21 protein-coding genes are annotated in these 17,866 nt (G+C 62.8%); 9 read left to right on the forward strand and 12 right to left on the reverse strand.

Annotated elements, in window-relative coordinates:
* Positions 1–75 precede the first annotated feature (75 nt).
* From D8Y22_RS10085 to D8Y22_RS10100, 4 genes are all read left to right on the forward strand, one after another.
* Entirely contained in the window at positions 76–1,512 is a 1,437-nt protein-coding gene (locus tag D8Y22_RS10085; RefSeq protein WP_141464584.1) for an amidase, read from the forward strand.
* Between the two features lie 89 nt (positions 1,513–1,601).
* Positions 1,602–2,447, forward strand: a complete 846-nt coding sequence (locus D8Y22_RS10090) for an aldo/keto reductase (protein ID WP_141464585.1) — start codon at positions 1,602–1,604, stop codon at positions 2,445–2,447.
* 67 nt (positions 2,448–2,514) lie between these two features.
* A complete protein-coding gene (locus tag D8Y22_RS10095) occupies positions 2,515–3,267 on the forward strand; it encodes a hypothetical protein (protein ID WP_141464586.1) in 753 nt (250 codons plus the stop codon).
* Positions 3,268–3,367: 100 nt separating this feature from the next.
* Positions 3,368–3,559, forward strand: a complete 192-nt coding sequence (locus D8Y22_RS10100; RefSeq protein WP_141464587.1) for a DUF7333 family protein — start codon at positions 3,368–3,370, stop codon at positions 3,557–3,559.
* Between the two features lie 26 nt (positions 3,560–3,585).
* Here D8Y22_RS10100 and D8Y22_RS10105 read toward each other — a convergent pair whose 3' ends face one another.
* The 11 genes from D8Y22_RS10105 to D8Y22_RS10155 all read right to left on the reverse strand — a co-directional run bounded on the left by D8Y22_RS10105 (position 3,586) and on the right by D8Y22_RS10155 (position 13,851).
* Positions 3,586–4,557, reverse strand: a complete 972-nt coding sequence (locus D8Y22_RS10105) for a phosphoadenosine phosphosulfate reductase family protein (RefSeq protein ID WP_141464588.1) — start codon at positions 4,555–4,557, stop codon at positions 3,586–3,588.
* Positions 4,558–4,782: 225 nt separating this feature from the next.
* A complete protein-coding gene (gene wecB, locus D8Y22_RS10110) occupies positions 4,783–5,892 on the reverse strand; it encodes a non-hydrolyzing UDP-N-acetylglucosamine 2-epimerase (protein ID WP_141464589.1) in 1,110 nt (369 codons plus the stop codon).
* A gap of 347 nt (positions 5,893–6,239) precedes the next feature.
* The gene (locus tag D8Y22_RS10115; RefSeq protein WP_141464590.1) at positions 6,240–6,632 is read right to left on the reverse strand and encodes a hypothetical protein; all 393 of its coding nucleotides are present in this window, start codon (positions 6,630–6,632) and stop codon (positions 6,240–6,242) included.
* Positions 6,633–6,729: 97 nt separating this feature from the next.
* Entirely contained in the window at positions 6,730–7,311 is a 582-nt protein-coding gene (locus D8Y22_RS10120) for a DUF7110 family protein (RefSeq protein ID WP_141464591.1), read from the reverse strand.
* A gap of 281 nt (positions 7,312–7,592) precedes the next feature.
* The gene (locus D8Y22_RS10125) at positions 7,593–7,937 is read right to left on the reverse strand and encodes a glutaredoxin family protein (RefSeq protein WP_141464592.1); all 345 of its coding nucleotides are present in this window, start codon (positions 7,935–7,937) and stop codon (positions 7,593–7,595) included.
* Between the two features lie 74 nt (positions 7,938–8,011).
* Positions 8,012–8,341 carry a cupin domain-containing protein gene (locus tag D8Y22_RS10130; protein ID WP_141464593.1) on the reverse strand — a complete coding sequence of 110 codons (330 nt, stop codon included), beginning with the start codon at positions 8,339–8,341 and terminating at the stop codon, positions 8,012–8,014.
* Positions 8,342–8,482: 141 nt separating this feature from the next.
* On the reverse strand, positions 8,483–9,574 hold the full coding sequence (locus D8Y22_RS10135; RefSeq protein ID WP_141464594.1) for an Mrp/NBP35 family ATP-binding protein: 1,092 nt from the start codon (positions 9,572–9,574) through the stop codon (positions 8,483–8,485).
* Positions 9,575–9,699: 125 nt separating this feature from the next.
* Positions 9,700–10,020: a hypothetical protein gene (locus D8Y22_RS10140; protein WP_141464595.1), complete on the reverse strand. Its 321-nt coding sequence runs from the start codon at positions 10,018–10,020 to the stop codon at positions 9,700–9,702.
* Positions 10,017–11,378 (reverse strand): NrfD/PsrC family molybdoenzyme membrane anchor subunit, encoded by a 1,362-nt coding sequence (gene nrfD / locus D8Y22_RS10145; RefSeq protein ID WP_141464596.1) that lies wholly within the window; start codon positions 11,376–11,378, stop codon positions 10,017–10,019. The genes D8Y22_RS10140 and nrfD overlap by 4 nt, the downstream gene beginning before the upstream one ends.
* Complete coding sequence (locus tag D8Y22_RS10150) at positions 11,375–12,997, reverse strand: 4Fe-4S ferredoxin N-terminal domain-containing protein (RefSeq protein WP_141464597.1); 1,623 nt, start codon at positions 12,995–12,997, stop codon at positions 11,375–11,377. Before D8Y22_RS10150 ends, nrfD begins: the two co-directional genes overlap by 4 nt.
* Positions 12,998–13,170: 173 nt before the next feature.
* On the reverse strand, positions 13,171–13,851 hold the full coding sequence (locus D8Y22_RS10155; protein ID WP_141464598.1) for a helix-turn-helix domain-containing protein: 681 nt from the start codon (positions 13,849–13,851) through the stop codon (positions 13,171–13,173).
* Positions 13,852–13,986: 135 nt separating this feature from the next.
* Between D8Y22_RS10155 and D8Y22_RS10160 the strand changes: the two genes are divergently transcribed.
* From D8Y22_RS10160 to D8Y22_RS10170, 3 genes are all read left to right on the forward strand, one after another.
* Positions 13,987–14,214 (forward strand): DUF2249 domain-containing protein, encoded by a 228-nt coding sequence (locus D8Y22_RS10160; protein WP_141464599.1) that lies wholly within the window; start codon positions 13,987–13,989, stop codon positions 14,212–14,214.
* Between the two features lie 53 nt (positions 14,215–14,267).
* Positions 14,268–14,501 (forward strand): DUF2249 domain-containing protein, encoded by a 234-nt coding sequence (locus tag D8Y22_RS10165; protein ID WP_141464600.1) that lies wholly within the window; start codon positions 14,268–14,270, stop codon positions 14,499–14,501.
* Positions 14,502–14,573: 72 nt separating this feature from the next.
* The gene (locus D8Y22_RS10170) at positions 14,574–14,843 is read left to right on the forward strand and encodes a DUF2249 domain-containing protein (protein ID WP_141464601.1); all 270 of its coding nucleotides are present in this window, start codon (positions 14,574–14,576) and stop codon (positions 14,841–14,843) included.
* A 42-nt stretch (positions 14,844–14,885) separates the two neighbouring features.
* Here the strand turns inward: D8Y22_RS10170 and D8Y22_RS10175 are convergent, their stop codons facing one another.
* Complete coding sequence (locus D8Y22_RS10175) at positions 14,886–15,779, reverse strand: alpha/beta fold hydrolase (protein ID WP_141464602.1); 894 nt, start codon at positions 15,777–15,779, stop codon at positions 14,886–14,888.
* A gap of 171 nt (positions 15,780–15,950) precedes the next feature.
* On the opposite strand from D8Y22_RS10175, the gene nirK reads away from it, so the two are divergent.
* Both nirK and D8Y22_RS10185 read left to right on the forward strand, forming a co-directional pair.
* The gene (gene nirK, locus D8Y22_RS10180) at positions 15,951–17,042 is read left to right on the forward strand and encodes a copper-containing nitrite reductase (protein ID WP_141464603.1); all 1,092 of its coding nucleotides are present in this window, start codon (positions 15,951–15,953) and stop codon (positions 17,040–17,042) included.
* A 95-nt stretch (positions 17,043–17,137) separates the two neighbouring features.
* Entirely contained in the window at positions 17,138–17,779 is a 642-nt protein-coding gene (locus D8Y22_RS10185) for a hypothetical protein (RefSeq protein WP_141464604.1), read from the forward strand.
* Positions 17,780–17,866 lie beyond the last annotated feature (87 nt).

The following is a 17,866-nucleotide window of genomic DNA, read 5'->3' on the forward strand; positions in this document are numbered from 1 at the left end:
CGTTCGACAGCTTGGGATCCCCGAGACCGGTGCTTCGATGCTAACATATAACAAATTTCGTCTCGACCTACCGGTATGGCTGGCGACCGAGGACTCACGCGACTCACCGCGACCGAACTCGCATCCCGAATTCGAGACGGCGAGATAACGGCAACCGACGCCGTCGACGCCCACCTCGAGCGCATCGACGCCCGTGACGGGGAGATCAACGCGTTCGTCACTGTCTGTGCCGATCGGGCTCGCGAGGCTGCCGAGGCGGCCGACCGCGCGCTCGAGGCCGGCGAAGACGTGGGGCCGCTCCACGGGGTGCCGCTGGCACTGAAAGACCTCGGCGGGCTGAAAGACGGTACCCGCCACACCTTCGGGTCGGCGCTCTTTGCGGACAACGTCGCCGAGCGAACGGCGCTGTTCGTCGAGCGACTCGAGGCCGCCGGCGCGATCGTCATCGGCAAGACGAACACGCCGGCGTTCGGCCACAAGGGAACGACCGACAACGCGGTCGTCGGCCCGACGGCCTCACCGATCGACACCGACCTGAACGCCGGCGGCTCCTCGGGCGGCTCGGCCGCGGCACTCGCAGCCGGCATGACGCCCCTCGCGACGGGCAGTGACGCCGGCGGCTCGCTTCGCATTCCGGCAGCCGCTTGTGGCATCTACGCGCTCAAACCGACGTTCGGGCTCGTTCCGGACGACGGCCGACCGAGCGCGTTCGGCCGGTCGACCCACCACGTCACGAAAGGTCCCATGGCTCGCAGCGTCGCAGACGCCGCGTTCGGACTCTCTGTCATGGCCGGTCCCGACCCCAGCGATCCCCGCAGCGTCCCCGTCGACGTCGACCCGCTCGAGGCGGTCGACCGCTCGATCGACGACTACCGGATCGGCTACAGTCCCGACCTCGATGTCTTCTCGATTACCGATGCGGTCGAGGACATCGTCGACGACGCCGTCACCGCCTTCGCGGATGCGGGCGCGACTGTCGAGGAAATCTCGATCGATCACGGCTACTCGATGGCCGACCTCGAGGCGGCCGTCATGCCCACCTATACGACGTCGATCCTCGAGACGGCGACGCTGCTCGAGGCCGAGCACGGGATCGATCTCCGGGACCACGAGGAGGAGGTCGACAACAGTTTGCTCGCGATGATCGAGGCCGGCGAGCGTTACGGGCCGGCGGATATCGCACGCAGTGGCGTCGTTCGAACGGGCTTTTTCGACGCGATCCAGGACCGGCTCGCCGAGTACGACCTGCTCGTCACGCCGACGCTATCTCGCGCCGATATGGGCCTACACGACGAGCCGGGCTCGGAGGGCTGGAACTGGACGCTAACCTGGCCGTTCAACTGGACCGGCCACCCCGTCGGCGCCGCGCCGGTCGGCCTCACCGACCGCGGCCATCCCGTCGGTATCCAGCTCGTCGGCAGCCGGTTCGAGGACGACGTGGTGCTCGCTGCCAGTGGAGCCCTCGAGCGCGAACGGCCCTGGGACCATCTCTACGAGGACGCCGACGAGTAACGGGACGCCGCCGGTTGTGACAATCGATACGCAGGAACGACATCGCCGCAACCAAAACCCACTTTCGCCCGCTGGCCGACGTGGTACGTATGAGTAGTGACGATATCGACGCGTTCACGCCGGACAGCTGTCCGACCACCAGCGGCATGCCGATGCTCGGCCTCGGCACGTGGCAAAATACCGACGCCCAGCAGTGTGCCGAAAGCATCCAAACGGCCCTCGAGTCGGGCTACCGTCACATCGACACCGCACAGGCCTACGAGAACGAGTCCGCTGTCGGGGAGGGAATCGCACGGGCCGCCGTCGACCGCGAGGAGGTCTTCCTCGCGACGAAGGTCTGGATCTCGAATCTCGCCCACGGAGATGTCCTCGAGACGGCCAAAGCGAGCCTCGATCGACTCGGCGTCGACTACGTCGACCTACTCTACGTCCACTGGCCGGCGCGGAGCTACGATCCCGACCCAACGCTGTCTGCGTTCTCGACGCTCTACGAGGAGGGGCTGATCCGCAACGTCGGTGTCAGCAACTTCCTTCCCGAACAGCTCGAGACCGCACTCGAGGTCTGTGACGCGCCGATCCTGGCGAACCAGGTCGAGCTCCATCCGCTGCTTCCCCAGTCCGACATTCGGACAGCTTGTGAGGAGCACGATGTCGAAGTCGTCGCCTACTCGCCGCTGGCTCGCGGGGACGTCTTCGAACAGCCCGAGATCCAGGCTATCGCGGAGAAACACGGCGTCAGCGAGGCACAAGTCAGCCTGGCTTGGCTCCGCGAGAAGGGGATCACTGCGATTCCGAAAGCGACGGGTTCCGATCACATCCGCGATAATTGGCGTTCGCTCGCGCTCGACCTCGAGACTGCAGACATCGATCGGATCGATGGGATCGACGAACGTACGCGCGTCGTCGACCCCGATTTCGGCCCCTGGAACCGGTAGCGAGAGACATGTTTCCAGAGCGGAAAGAGAAGGAAAGTTTACGGTACGCCGGCTTTTTGGCTCGCGTATGTCAACCCACTCGCGAAGCGGTGGCGGTGGTGGGGTTGTCGGTGCGATACGGACCGACTTAGCGCGGTTACACGGTGCCTGGATGGAGCTCGTCTTTCCACGCCAGCGTGGCCGCGGCCACTCCGTGATGGGCAAATGGGAGCCCGAAACGCTGCCACAGAAGATCGGCTATCACGGCTGGAGTACGCTCGGAACCCTCGGCCTCCTCGTCCTCTATCCGCTTACCGTCCTCGGGTTCGCTATTCGATACTACGCAGGAAAGCTCGACTCGACGCGAACAAGACTCGGCATCGTCGGCGTCACGGCGATCGCGATCTTCGCCTGGGGGACGTTGACCGTCGTCGCACACATTCAGTTGCCGTTCGATCGGTTTCTCGCCGTCGCAGCGGCGAGTCTCGTCGCCGTCATCTCGACGGCACTTGCGGCGACCGCCGCGAAGTTCGGCGGTCGGCTCACGACGGTATTGTTTGCCTACCCCTTCGCGATGACCGCGATCTTCCTCCCCCCGGTCGTCGCTGCACTCGTCACACCGTCGCTCGAGCCCTACGTATTGGATCCGAGCTACGAACTCGCGATCTGGATCCTCGATACGCTACTGGTCGTCGGCGGTGTCAACGAGTGGCTTCGGGCGAACTACGAACTCGCCGGGGCGGCCTACGCTGCTATGTGGGTCGGCATCTCGTTCCCGCTTGGCTGGTTCCTCGGGAGTCTCGTGGCGCTGGCGAACCTGGTTCGCCCGTCCGAGGAGTAAGCCACCAGTTGGTGGCTCGGTTTCGAGCCACGGAGACAACAGTTCTGAACGAATGCACAGTTCCACCGACCATTAGGTCATCGAACCCCTACACGTCGGTATGGATTTCGATCTGACCGTCACTGCAGCACTGTTCGTCCTCATCAACGCAGCCGGCATCGGCGGCATGGTCGCCTCTGGAATGATGGCAACTGATACCGTCCTGATGATGGTCGCCCCGTCGATGATCGTTTTCGGGCTAGTGATGCTCGGGATCGGCCTCAAGTACGGGGAGTATCGCGCGACGAACTGATCGAATCGTCCGTGTCTCGCGGACAATTACATGTAACCGAGATCGCGAAGGCGCTCCATCAGATCCTCTTTGTCCTGTGCACGGCCCGCGCGTTCGGTCGTCTCCTCGAGATTTTGGAGCCAGGCCGGCTCCTCGTCGCTCTTTTCGGTGCTAACTTCGCTACCAAGCGAGCGGAAGCCGGCGAAGTACTTCGGCGAGACGGGGATATCGTCCTGGGTGAGATCGTTCGGCAGGTCGTCGTCGCTCTGGGGAACGTAGCCCTCGTCGGGGAATTCGGGAACCGTATCGGGGACGACGAAGTTCCAGAAGCCCTCCCAGACGGCGGCCTCGTCGAACTGCAGGATGGGCTGGACGCGGTCGTGTGGCGGGTAGATGTCCGGATCGTGACGCTCGGAAAAGAACGTCTCGTCGGCGCGTGCTTCCTGTTCGTCCCAGCGGACGCCGGAGATGACGCCGTCGACGTCGTACTCCTCTAAGGCGTTGTTCAGTGCGACCGTCTTCAGCAGGTGATTGCCGACGTAGGTATCGAGCAGGAAGGGGAACGTGTCCTCCTCGTACTCGAGGATGTCCCGAACGTGGTGGCGGTTGTGCTCGGAAAGTGCCGAAATATCGATCTCGTCGCCGGGCTCTAAGCCGTGTTCGTCGACGTACTCGCCGACGTCCTCGTTGCGCGCGTAGATCACGTCGAGGTCCCACTCCTCGGCCCAGTGGTCGACGAAACCGTGGATCTCGTCGAAGTGTTGGTAGTGATCGATGAAGATCGCCGGCGGAACCTCGAGATCGAAGCGATCTGCGACCTCCTTGACGAAGTAGAGCACGAGCGTCGAATCCTTCCCGCCGGTCCACATGACGGCTGGGTTCTCGTACTGCTCTAAGCCCTGCCGGGTGACCTCGACTGCCTTCTCGATCTTCTCGTTGATGTGTGGATACTCCGCGGGTTCCTCGCCGTCGCCGTCCTCGTAATCGACGTCGACGTATTCGGGGAAGTTCTCGGTCATCGTCTGTAATTAGATATAATTAGCGTAGTAAAGCCCTTTGGGAGACCGGAAACGTCTGACGGAACCTTCGACGGTTCACAGACGGTCGCTACGGACGGTGAGCCGTCGCTCAGTGGCGACATCATCGGCGCGTGACGGCGGTGGTACGCCGACGATCCCAGCGGACTCGGCAATCCTTTCCGCCATCTCGACGACGGTCGGGGGCGATCGATGGCCGGCGGCCCCCTAATCGAGCGAGGCCGTCTCGAGTGCCGGATCCGGAGCGTCGGTCGTAACGTGATCCGAGAGGAGCGAGACGATGCGGTGGCCCGCAGTCCCGTCACCGTAGGGATGGGGATGTGATGTCGGCGTCCAGTCGGCATGTAGCGCCTCCCGAATGCGGGCCTCGTCGGGCCCGACGAGGCGGTTCCACCCACAGTCGACAGTTTCGACCCACTCCGTCTCCGCGCGCATCGTGAGACAGGGCGTACTGCAGAAGAACGCTTCCTTCTGGACGCCGCCGGAATCCGTCGCGACGCGCTCGGCGCCGTCGAGCAGCCGGACGAAGTCGAGATACCCCTGCGGATCGATGATCTCGAGGTGGGTCGTCGCTCGCGTCCAGAGGCCGTACTCCCGCAGCTTATCCACCGTTCGCGGGTGAGCGGGAAAGACGACCGGCAACGGTGACGACGCGAGTCCGTCGACGATCGCCGCGAGGTTCGACCGATCGTCCGTGTTGCCCGCGCGGTGGACGGTCGCGAGGGCGAACTTGCCCTCCTCGAGGTCGAGATCCTCGAGGATCGTCGATCGGCGTCGCGACCGCTCTCGAGCGTCGAGGATCGCGTCGTACATCACGTCGCCAGTCCAGTGGACGCCGTCGGTGATGCCTTCGTCCGCGAGATTTCGGACGGCGGTTTCGCTCGGCACGAAACAGAGGTCCGAGGCGTGATCCGTCAGAATGCGGTTGATTTCTTCGGGCATCGCGCGGTTCTCGCTTCGCAGGCCGGCTTCCACGTGGGCCACGGTGACGTCGCGTTTCGAGCCGACGACTGCCCCGGCGAGCGTCGAGTTCGTATCGCCGTAGAGCAACAGGACGTCCGGATCGATCTCGTCGACGACCGACTCGAGACGTGCGATCATCGCCGCCGTCTGACGACCGTGTGTCTCCGACTCGACGCCGAGGTTGTATTCGGGTTCGGGAATGTCGAGTTCCTCGAAGAAGACGTCCGACAGCTCCTCGTCGTAGTGTTGTCCGGTGTGGACGAGCGTCTCCTCGCCGACCTCACGGAGCTGGCGCGAGACGACGGCGGCTTTGACGAACTGCGGTCGTGCGCCGACGATCGAACAGACGTGCATCACTCGCCCTCCGTCGATCCACCGCCGGTTCGAGTCCGATTCCTCGAGCGCAACCGGTCGCGGTCGGCGGGACGGGGCCGTCCCGGTCGGCTGGAGGTTTCGAGTCGGGCGGCAAACGCGGAGGACGGGTGGACGTGTGCGTTCGCCTCAGCGCCGAGACGGTGCACGGACGATCACCTCGTGAAACATAGCAGTCACTCCTTCCGGACGGTTCCATATCGTTAACAGTGCGTTACCGCGTAGAATCCACCGCCTGTGACTATCGGGTCGGGGACACCAACGGAACGTCCCATTCCGATGCAGACGGATTGCCCTAACGGATTCCACCAGAGTGTACGGACGATCGATTACCGATCGGCGGAGTCGTCGGGGTCGGGGGTGTCCGAATCGACGTCGATGCGATAGGGGTCTTCTCGTTGCTCGGTGTCGGCGTCGCCGCCACCGATCGGAATCTTCGTCTGCAGTCGTGATGCCATCGACTCGACGCGGTCGTACAGCGTCTTGACTTCTTCTTCGAACTCCTCGACGGTCCGCTCAACGTAGTGAACTCGTCTGGCGGGAATTCGGCGAACGATATCCCGACCTCGATCGTCCTCTTCGGTCTTGACGATCCAGTGATCCTGAAAGTACGCGACGTGTTCGTTCGGTACCTGTTTCTCGACGGTCCCGTCCGCGGGATCCTCGTAGACGATCGTCGCCTCGCCGAGGTCTTCCTCGAGCTCGAGGTCTTCGTCGACCATGGGTAGACGACTACCGAAACGGTTGTAGGCGCTGTGCTTGCCAGTGACCGCCCCGCTTCGTATAGGTATCAAGCTCGAATGTCGGGCAGATGGTCGCTCAGTCGCTGATGAACTTGTTATCTCGCCAGTTGACCCCCGTCTCTCCGGAGCCGTGGTCGCGCGGTCCTTCGACGACTTCGATGTCCGCGGGCCGCTGTTCGCCTTCGACGATTCGGGTCGCCTCGAGTTCGCCTTCGTGTTCGGAGATTGCTGTCAGTGTCCCTTTCTCGGCGGCTTCGGCGATGCCACAGAGGACGAGAAACATCTCGTACTGCAACAGGGAGTTCTGGAGGACCGTCTCGCGATCGCCTTTGAACGCCGCGAACTCGATGAGTTCGGATTCGATCTCCTCCTCTTCGTCTTCGTCCCAGCGAAACGAGTTGTGTCGGTCTTCCGGCTCTTCCTCGTAGACCCGGTTTTCCGTGACGCTGGCTTTGAGCTGAGCCGTCGGCGTATACTTGCTCACCGACTGGTCGTTTGCGACAGCTTTGAGAATGAGCGTATTGTTGCGTCGCGTGATCTCGACATCGTCGATCCCGTCAGGGTAGGTCGCCGAGTCGATGTGATCACGAAGGTCTTCGAGTGGCAGTTCGAGTGTCGAGTGCAGCCGATATACGTGTCTGGATTCCTCTGTTGACATAGTGGGAAGGGTGGGGCGAGGGTCGTTACTCCCTAGTACGGGTGCGTGACTTATATGATCTGCTATTAGCTGCGTCACCGATACGTACGGATTAATTTAACGTCGGCACCCTCGACGCGATAGCAGCCCGGCGCGGGAGCCGTCGATAGCGGCGTTTCTTCGCTCCCTTCCTCGCTGTGTCGCATCGGTCGTTGGAGCGCTGCAATCCAAATCGGCTATCGACAAGTTTCGTTCGGCTCTCCGCGTTGAATCGGCAACTACTGTTCAGTGCGGGGAGGATGTCAAGCCGTCTCGAGCGTCTCGGCGAGTTCACCGCGTTCCTCGAGTTCCTCCAGAATATCCGAGCCGCCGACGAACTCGCCGTCGACGTACGTCTGTGGGATCGTCTCCCAGCCGCTGTGACGATCGAGCGCGGCGCGATACTCGTCGAGCGACTCGAGGACGTCGACGGTCTCGTACTCGTCGCGGTGCTGGGAGATGAGTCCGAGCGCCTTCCGCGAGTAGCCACACTGTGGCATCAGTTCGGTCCCTTTCATGAAGAGGACGACCTCGTTGTTGGCGATGGTGTCATCGACCTGTTCGTCGACTTCCTCCTGATCGAGCCCCTGGTTCGGTGGAAAGTCCATACCCGTAGTATGCTGGCCAACGGGGATCAACCTTGCGTCATTCTCGAGGGCCGCCGCCGGCAACTGACGGTCGATCAGGACGGCAACGGACAGAGACTCGCCGTCAGTACCACGCGCTCGTCGGTTTCGTTGTCGACGCCGTGGGCGACCCCCCGATCGTGTTTGACGACACCCGGCGCCGCGATCCGTTCGCGTTTCCCGTCCTGGACGACGGTCGCTTCCCCCTCGAGGACGTGAAAGACGTTCGTACTGTCGGCGTGTTCGTGGGGCTCGAGGGTCGCCCCCGGCCCGAGCACGAACAGTTTGACGAGCACGTCGTCGGTGACGACCAGTTCCGCGCTCTCGAGGCCGCCCTCGTCGGGCTCTATGTCGGCGAGCGTGTCTGCGTATCGGTCGAGAGACATACCCGGTCGTTCGAGCGTCGGGAGTAAAAAGACGGCGTCGGCGCACCGACAGTTATCGCCGTATACTGTCGGACAGAAGTCAACGAAGAGAACTCCCCGGATCGGGGCGGCGAATGGTCACGATAGTTCGATTCGGCAGTATCAGTCTTCGGTCTCGGTCGGCAACGCGTCGGCCGGCTCGTCGGACGTATGCTCCGAAACCGTTCGACGGTTTGCCTCGCCGATCCGATCCGAGACCTCGCCGACGAGGTCCTCGACGTGTTCCTGAACGGGACTATCGTCGTCTTTGACGATCGGGCCTTCGCTGCCGTCCGCGCCGAAATCCGGGTGGATCGGCACGCGACCGACCAGCGGCACGTCGTAGTTGTCGACGATGGTGTCGGCGCCTTCGGTACCGAACAGGCCGTGTTCGTCGCCACAGCTCGGACAGACGAACGAGCTCATGTTTTCGACGACGCCGAGGACGGAGGTGTCGTGCTTGTTGAACATCTGGACGCCCTTGCGGGTGTCTTCTAAGGCCATCTCCTGGGGCGTCGTCACGACGACGGCACCCGTTACCGGCATCGACTGCAGGAGGTTCAGCGTCGCGTCGCCGGTTCCCGGCGGCAGGTCGACGATGAGGTAGTCGAGTCGGCCCCACTCGACGCCCTCCAAGAACTTCATCATGAACTTGTTGACCATCGGCCCGCGGAGAATCGCCGGGTCGTCGTCCTCCTCGGTCATGAAGCCCATACTGATGACCCGAACGCCGTCCGAGCGCGGCGGCACGATGTCCTCGTTTGGCATCACCCCCGGCTCACCTTCGATCGGCAGGATCTTCGGAACGTTCGGACCGTGAATGTCGGCATCGAGAATGCCGACCATCGCACCGCGTTTTTCGAGGCCGGCAGCCAGGTTCGCGGCGACGGTCGTCTTGCCGACACCACCCTTCCCGGAGGCGACCGCGATGACGTTTCGAACCTGTGGCAGCACCTGATCGTCGAAGCCGTGCTCCTCGCCGACGTGGGCACGCAGGTCCGCTTCGAGGCCGACCTCGTCACAGAGTTCGCGGACCCGATTGCCAAGTTCCATCTCGGATGGGGCATACGGCGCGTTGAACGCCAGCGAGATGCGGGCCGTCTCGTCGTCGATCGTCACGTCGTTGACCAGCCCGAGGGTCATGATGTCCTCGCCGATGTCGGGATCGGTGATCTCCTCGAGTTTGATTTTGAGTTCGTGTTCTGTAATAGACATACTGGGTCGGTGTTCGTTATCCGTTGTACGGAACCGAGTGGGATACGTGTGATGGTTCAGAGTCGCCAAGAGCCAGGGAAACGAACCGACGTAGTCCGGGCGCAAAAAACGGTGTCAGTCAGCGGTTACGGACCGGGCGAAGCGAGCGGCTCGGGTGCACCGCCGAAGAAGACGATGCCGATGATGACGGTCAGGACGAACATACTGATCCACATCGACGACGTCAGGCCGACCAGATAGCCAACGCCGAGTAGGCCGGTCTTCGCATCGCGGGGCGTGCCGGTAAACCACGCGATAACCATCGCGTAGATCGGCACGAGGACGACGCCGAAGATGAGCCAGGTCCCCGTGTTCGGGAAGCCGGTCACACCCTGGGTGCCGTCGTAGCCGTGATACAGTACCTCCGGTGGGATCGATGCGAGTGCAGCTGCGAGTGTCGCGCTCATGCTTTCACCTCCTGTTCGGTCGCGTGTTCAGTGTCCTCTCCGTGGCCGTGATCGCCGCGGAGATGCTCGATCGCGTGGAGTTCGACGACGGGAACGATCTTCGCAACCACGAGGAAGAACAGCACGACCATACCAATCGTGCCGGCGAGCGAAAGCCACTCGATAGCACTTGGGAAGTACTCCCCGGGGGTCGCCGCGTAGATTTCGAACTCGGGGTGCAGGAAGCCTTCGACGACGAAGATCAGTTTCTCGAGCAGCGTGCCGGTAAGCACGGCGAGTGCGGCGACGATCGCTCGAGGCTTGGTAAACAGCGACGGTCGGATTGTCTGTGCAAAGATGTACGCGAGCGTTCCGAGGACCAGCACCATCGCGGTGATGTAGACCGGGTGGCCGATCGTCGCCGTCTGTGCAACGTCGGTGCTGACCGGCGCTGCGAACAGGCCGGTGACGTTCTGCTGGAGCTGGAGCCAGAGGAACAGCAGACAGAAGAAACCGAGCCACAGCAGGAGGCCACGGAAGACGTCGTCGGTCATGATGTGGTCCCAATCGTAGGCACGACGGAACGCGTAGGCGACGATGATGACGCCGCTGATCGCCGATGTCAGCGCGATCGTCAGGAACTGTGGCCCCTGGACGGCGCCGAACCAGGCGGGCATGCCCGGCAGGACCGCGAACAGCCACGGAATCACGCCGCCGTGAAGGAGCAGCGGCGCCATGATGATGATCGCGAGTGCGAGCCACCAGACCATCCGCTCGACGATCTCGTCTTCCTCCTCGGTGTAGCCGAGGGTCATCATCTTGTAAATCGGTTCGAAGAGGTCCGGGAGCTGATCACGCAGACGCGTGATGTCGTACCGGAGCGTGAGTGCGAGGTAGGTCGCGGTCAACACGAAGTAGGCCGTGATGACCGTCACGTCCCACACCAGCGGCGAGTTGTTGACCGTGATGTGGTAATGACCGAGAATACTCGTGACCATCCGGTCGGGACGGCCCATGTGGACGATGATGTAGAAGCCAGCCGCGGAGAGACCGGCCAGCGTGAGCATCTCGGCGAGGCGGGCGACCGGCATGTACCGGTCCATGCCGAGCAGCCGGACCGCGGCGGAGAGGATGATCCCGCCGTGGGCGATCCCGACCCACCAGATGAACGCGCCGATGTACAGCCCCCAGGTTGCACCGCCACCGGAGCCCCAATCCGAGAGGCCGGTGACGATCATTCCCTGTTGGAGCTGATACGCCCACGCGACGAGAAACGCCCCGAAGACGAGCGCGCAGGCGACGAAGAGGGCGATAAACTGCTTCGAGAACGAGCCGATAGGGCGGATAATATCGCCCTCGGATGGCGTCTTCGTGCTCATAGTGACACCCCGGCGTCACCGACTGTTTCCTCGTCGAGGACCTCCTTGCGATTGTCGACCATGTCGACCATCTCGCCGTCAGCACGCTCGTAGCTCAGGTCGGCGTACTCGACACCCGTTCCAGTTGGCTCAGTCTGCTCGGCGTTCGGACCGGGCTCGTGGCCGAAGTACGTAATGTTCGGATTCGTTCCCATATCTTCTTGGAGCAAGAAGCTCGATTCCGGCGAACCATACTGCTGGTCGAGGACGACCTGCGCGTCGTCCGCGTCGCCATCGCCGAGGCCGAGTTCGTCGAGGATATCCTCGTCATCGAGGTCGAGACCGTGTGCTTCGATCACGTCGAGAGCCGCTTGAATGTCGGTCTCGGTGGCAGCCATGTCGCCGTCACCCTCGCCCATGCTCTCGCCAGTGATCCCGACGGCTTTCATCAGCATGAGATCCTCCACGTCGAGACCAGCAGCCTCGAGCACGGACTCGAGATCGTCGTCGGCACCATCGAGGTCCTCCTCGAGAGCGCTTTCGGATGGTGGAGACAGCCATTGAAGCGCCCGACCCCGACTCGGGTTGGTGGCGTACTTCGATGCGTCGCTGGTATCGGAGTTGACGTCGCCGAACTGAATAGCGCCAGGCGGACAGGCCTGCTCACAGGCCGTCGTCCCGACCATGTCCTCGCCCATCTCGCCGTCCTGACGGGTCGGACACATCGTACACTTGCTCATCGTGCCACGCGGGGCGCGACTGTCGACCCACCGTTCTTCGCCGTTCTCGTAGGTGGTGGTCATGTGGTCGCTGTCCATCCCCTGCTCTTCGGTATAATACTCCTCGATCTGGTCCGTGGAAATATCCGGTTCGTCCCACTGGAAGTAGTTGACGCCGTAGGGACAGGCGACCTGACAGTAGCGACAACCGATACAGACGTCGTAGTCCGTCAGAACGAGCCCGTCCTGATCACGTGTGTGACGAGCGGTCGTCGGACACACCTTCTCACAGGGAGCATCGGTACAGTGCTGACACGGTCGAACGAGCCGGTTAGGCCGACCTGTCTGGGGCGTACTATCCTCAAACTCGAGGACGTACATCCAGTTGACGCCCTGATCGAGGTTGTTCTCGTTCCCACAGGCCGTGACACAGGTGAGACAACCGTCACAGCGCTCGAGGTCGATGGTCATCCCCCACTGGGTACCATCGCCGCCGTCGTCTTCCTGGGCAGCAGCGACCTGTTCCTGGGGCTCGGGCTCGCCGTCGTCGACGGTCCCCCACGCACCGAGGCCGACGAACGCTGCGCCGGCACCCATCTTTTTCATGGCGTCACGGCGGCCCTCTTCACCGTCGCCCTCGAATTTCGAGAGCATTCGGGACATCGTCCCTTCCTCGGCGGCCTGGGCCTCCTCGTAGGCGGCTTCGGTCGGTCGCTGGTCCTCGCCGAATTCCTCCATCACGTCGTCGTGATACATCTCGTGGAATTCGGCTTCGGAAAGCTCCCCTTTGGTGACCCGCATCGCGTCTTGGGCCATCTCCATACCGAGATCGCTATCGTACTCGGTATCGTCGAGCATCTCCTCGAGTTCGTTCTCCCACTCGTTCCCGAGCGGGTGGAATGATTCGTCGTCCGTACTCATTACCTCAACACACCTCTGAACATAACTGGTCTATCATCGAATAGGTACTCACCGGGCTATACTTGAATACGTTCATTTGTGGCTACGCTACTGGCCACTCACGACTAGATTCGGATGAAGTATCATCCCGATTTCCACCTCGTGAGAATTGGGGCGAATATGTTCGCCTATACTTATGTCGAGGCGTGTGGCGCAAGCTGTTCCTCGAGCGATTCGTCGTCCAGGCCGGGAACGTCGTCGACGAAGCGCTTGATGATCGCTTCTTCGGCGCGATGTAGCGTCTCGCTGCAGGTCGATTTCGCGATATCGAGGTGGGTCGCGAGGTCGGTCAACGAGCACCGACGTGGCGTATCGTAGTATCCCTCCTCGACCGCGGCGACGACGACCTCGAGCTGGCGGTCGGACAGCAGTTGACTCTCGTGAAGCCGCTCGCGAACGTGGTCGATCCGGTACTGGAGTCCGAACTGTTCGAGCTGGTCGGCCAGTTCGGCGAGCCGTTCTCTCGAGCCAGTCACGTCGATCGTCGCCTCCCCGTCGCTGATCTCGACCGGCAGTTCGATCGGCATGCCCGACTCCTGGGAGGAAAAGAGCAACAACGGCGCCGTCGTCTCGAAGTGGACCGTCGCCTCGCTGTCGCTCCACTGGGCGAGTGTCAGTTCAGTGATCTGTGGATGGTCGTTCATATCGTCGATCACGTCCGGAACGGCCGGTCCGGTGATTCGGACCAGGGCGAATCCGGTGCTCGATCCGGGAACGCCTGCCAGAACGCGAAAGATTGCGTCCGGATAGTCCGTCGACAGTTGCTGGATCCAGACCTGCTCCGGCATAGTGATCGTCAGTGTTGCCTGTGCCATAGAAATTCCTTCGTATCCACCCCTACTCCGTCTAGGGACGAATATGTACGGCTGTATTCTTACGAACTGGGAATCGCGAGCGGGCGAACACGTTCGAACGAACAGCCAACTCCCCACGGCCCAATACCTCGAGTGATGACAGCACATTCAGCAGACCGGACAGTCGACATCCGCGACATCGATGGCCCCCCGTTCGAGGATATCACGACCGCGCTCGATAGCCTCGAGCGCGACAACGAACTCCTGGTTGTCGTTCCGTTCGAACCAGTCCCACTCTACGATGTCCTCGAGACGCGCGGGTTCGCCTACGAGAGCGATCAACAATCGGCGGATCTGTGGCACGTCCGTATAGAACGGGCGTAGGGGAAGATGTTCGCGACAACACGGACAGCGAGTACGCACCGATATCAAACCGCATGACACGACTCGATGTCAGGGATATACCGCCGGTGAACCGCCATCCGACCATCCACGACGCGTTCGACGATCTCGAGCCGGGTGAGACGTTGACGATCGTCAATGACCACGAGCCAAAGCCACTGTTCTACGAGTTCCAGGCCGAAGTGCCGGCGTTCGACGACGACGGCTACGAGGTCGAACGCGTCGAACCCGAGAAATTCGTCGCACGATTCCCCAAACGAGCGCCGTAGTCACCACCAACCGTCGACCACCGACACTAATCACGTTTCACCGACCGCCGATACCGACCCCCCACCGCAGCAATGTCCACTGTAACCTCCGTCGCCGACCGAACCGACGCACCGCAAGACCGGCCCCGCGAAACGCTGGATGTCCGATCGCTGGGTCCACCAACACCGCTCAAACGGACGCTCGAGCTACTGACCGAGGTTCCCGACGAGACGGTCCTCGTCCAGCGCAACGACCGAGTCCCGCAGTTTCTCTTCCCGAAACTCGAGGATCGAGGCTACGCGTACGAGACCGTCGAACTCGAGGCGGAGGTCGTGACCGTCATCTGGGATCCCGCCGTCTAACCGAAACACGGCGTGGGTGTCCCGCCTCGGGTGGGCAAGTCTCTATTTGTGGAGGTGCTCGAGCAAGAGCGATGTCGTTCGCGCCGGCCGTTCGCGGGGAACCCAGTGACTCGTTTCGGGAAGCAACTCGAGGCGAGCGTCCGCACAGAAGTCGTAACTGTCGACGGCCAACGCCGGGACGAGCGCCGAATCGTCTTCACCCCAGATAACGAGCGTCGGTGGGGCTACCCTGTCGCGCGATAGGTCGGGTGGATAGCGGGCGCTCGCTCGATACCAGTTGCACATGCCCGTCAGTGCGCCGTCCTGACTCCAGGTCCGACGGTAGTGGGCGACAGCCGTGTCGGTGTAGGTTCCCGGGGCGGACGTAGACCGAAGGGTGCGCTCGAGCACCCGATAGTCGTCGTGTCGACAAACTCGCTCGGGGAGCCAGGGGAGCTGGAATACATACGCGTACCAGCTCCGGCGAATCTGCTCGGGGTTCGAGAGCAGCTGCCGTCGAAATGCGGTCGGGTGCGGGGCGTTGACGACCGCGAGTCGATCGACGACCGCGGGATACTCGAGCGCGAGATACCAGCCGATCATCCCACCCCAGTCGTGGCCGACGACGTGGGCGCTCTCACGACCCTCGGACCGAATCAGCGAGATGATATCTCGAGCGAGTTCCGACTGTCGATAGGCTCGAACCGACTGCGGTTTGTCGCTCAGATTGTAGCCACGCTGGTCGGGGACGAGAACCCGATAGCCGGCGTCGACGAACGGCTCGAGTTGGTCCCGCCACGTGTACCACCATTCCGGAAACCCGTGTAAGAAGACAACGAGAGGATCGGTCTCCTCGCCGGCGACGACCGCATGGAGGTCGACGCCGTGTCCCTCGCGGTCGGTTCTCGACCCAACGTCCGTCGGAAGCGCGTCACTCGTGGCCGTCGTCGGTTCCATACTCGAATGGCTTTGCGTAACCCCTTGAAGGTGAGCCGTGCCGATCGACGGTGCAAACGTCGTGGCTTTATATACCTCAGGCCGAACCGATTCGCCGCTTTTCTCTCTCGAAAGGAATCATCGATTGGCTGAACATATAGACACCCATACGTCGAACTGAGGAGAAGACCAATGACCGTCACAACAATCAATCGACGAACGTTCATGCAAGGTGTTGGAGCGACCGGCGCGGTGGCAGTTGCCGGCTGCCTCGAGAGTTCGGCGTCGGGGACCGACGACGAACCGCAGGCGACCGACGACGACGAGGGGCTTCCCCCGGCCGAAGCGGTCGACGTCGAGACGGTTGCGGCCGATCCGACGGATATTCCGCCCCCGGTCGACTGGGACGAGCCGCGAACGCACGAGATCACGATGGAGACCATCGAGGTCACCGCCGAGATCGAACCCGGCGTCACCATCCGGTACATGACCTACGACGGGCAGATCCCGGGCCCGATGGTCCGGGTTCGCGAAGGTGACACGATCGACCTGACCTTCGAGGTGCCCGACGACCACAACCGCGACGTCCACAACGTGGACTTCCACGCGGTCTACGGCCCGGGCGGCGGCGCGGAGGCGACGACGATCGCACCCGGCGACGAGCCGGCGCGACTTCGCTTCCAGACGCGATATCCCGGCATCCACATCTACCACTGTGCGGTCCCGGCGATGGACCAGCACATCAGCCTGGGGATGTTCGGCGCGATCCTCGTCGAACCGAAGGAGGGGCTCCCCGAAGTCGATCGGGAGTTCTACTTCGGTCAGCACGAACTGTACACCGACGGCGAGACGGGCGAAGACGGCCACCACCGCTTCGACTTCGACGCCTCGGCCGACGAGGATCCGACCTACGTCCTCCTGAACGGCGAGGCCTACGCCTTCACCGACGACGGCCAGCACGGCCCGGTCCACGCCGAAGTCGGCGAGACGGTTCGGGTGTACTTCGCCAACGGCGGTCCGAACCTCACGAGCGCGTTCCATCCGATCGGCAACGTCTGGTCGAGGCTCTACCGGGACGGCGACTTACTCTCGGACCCCGGCCAGAACGTCGAGACGGCGCCGATCGCCCCCGGGACGGTCGTGGCCGGCGAAATGGAACTGCCCGTGCCCGGCCCGATCAAACTCGTCGACCACGCGCTCTCGCGAGTGCTCCACAAGGGCATGATGGGGGTGATCGATGTCGAAGGCGAACCGAACCCCGATGTCTACGACGACGATCCGTAGCCGCGCTCGAATCGATCGTCCGCGTCGCTTTTTTCGTTACGCCGCACTCGAGTCGGGACCGAAAATATTTATCACGGCCGACACGACGGCGAGGTATGTCCCCGACCCGACGACAGTTACTCCGGACGACTCTCCCCGTCGCGGCCGGACTGGCCGGCTGCACGGACGCGAGCCCGCCACCGGACGACGCGAGTACGCCGTCGAACGGCGGGTCGGGCGGCGGGTCGCGTGGCACTGAACACGATCCGGCCGTCCACCAGCCGCGTAATCCCGAGGGGGAACCGGTGCTGCTCTCGGCCCGCGACGATGCCGATGGCTCGAGGGGTCGCCTTCGTCGGTCGCTCGTAACCAGCCAGTCCGAGGCCGACGGTCTCGGCTTCGGCGCCGGCGTTCCAGACGATCACGTCGAGTCGACACGCGAGTTCTTCGCCGAGACGGACTTCGACGCGGAGACGATCTACGTGGCCCACGTCGGCGTCGAATCCTGTATGCAGTATCGAATTCAGGCCGTCTCCTGGGACGGAAATAGCGTCGGCTACGACTACTGTCGCGAACTTCGACCGCCCGACGACGACTGTGTCGCGGACAGGCGAGAACAGATCGGACTCTGCATCCGATTGCCCGAACCGATCTCGATGGCGTTTCGAGGCGGCGGCTCGAGCGGCCGAACCCCGTGTCGGGATTCGGAGACGGCGTACGAGACGATCGAGCCGAACGCATCGGAGGCCGGCGGATGAGGCGACCGCCCTCCAGACGACGGGCGCTGACGACGATCGGGAGCGCCGTCGGAACCCTCGCGCTGGCCGGCTGTCTCGACCGCGGCC

It is taken from the genome of Salinadaptatus halalkaliphilus (genome assembly GCF_006543045.1).
In the GTDB taxonomy this organism is placed as follows: Archaea; Halobacteriota; Halobacteria; order Halobacteriales; family Natrialbaceae; genus Salinadaptatus; species Salinadaptatus halalkaliphilus.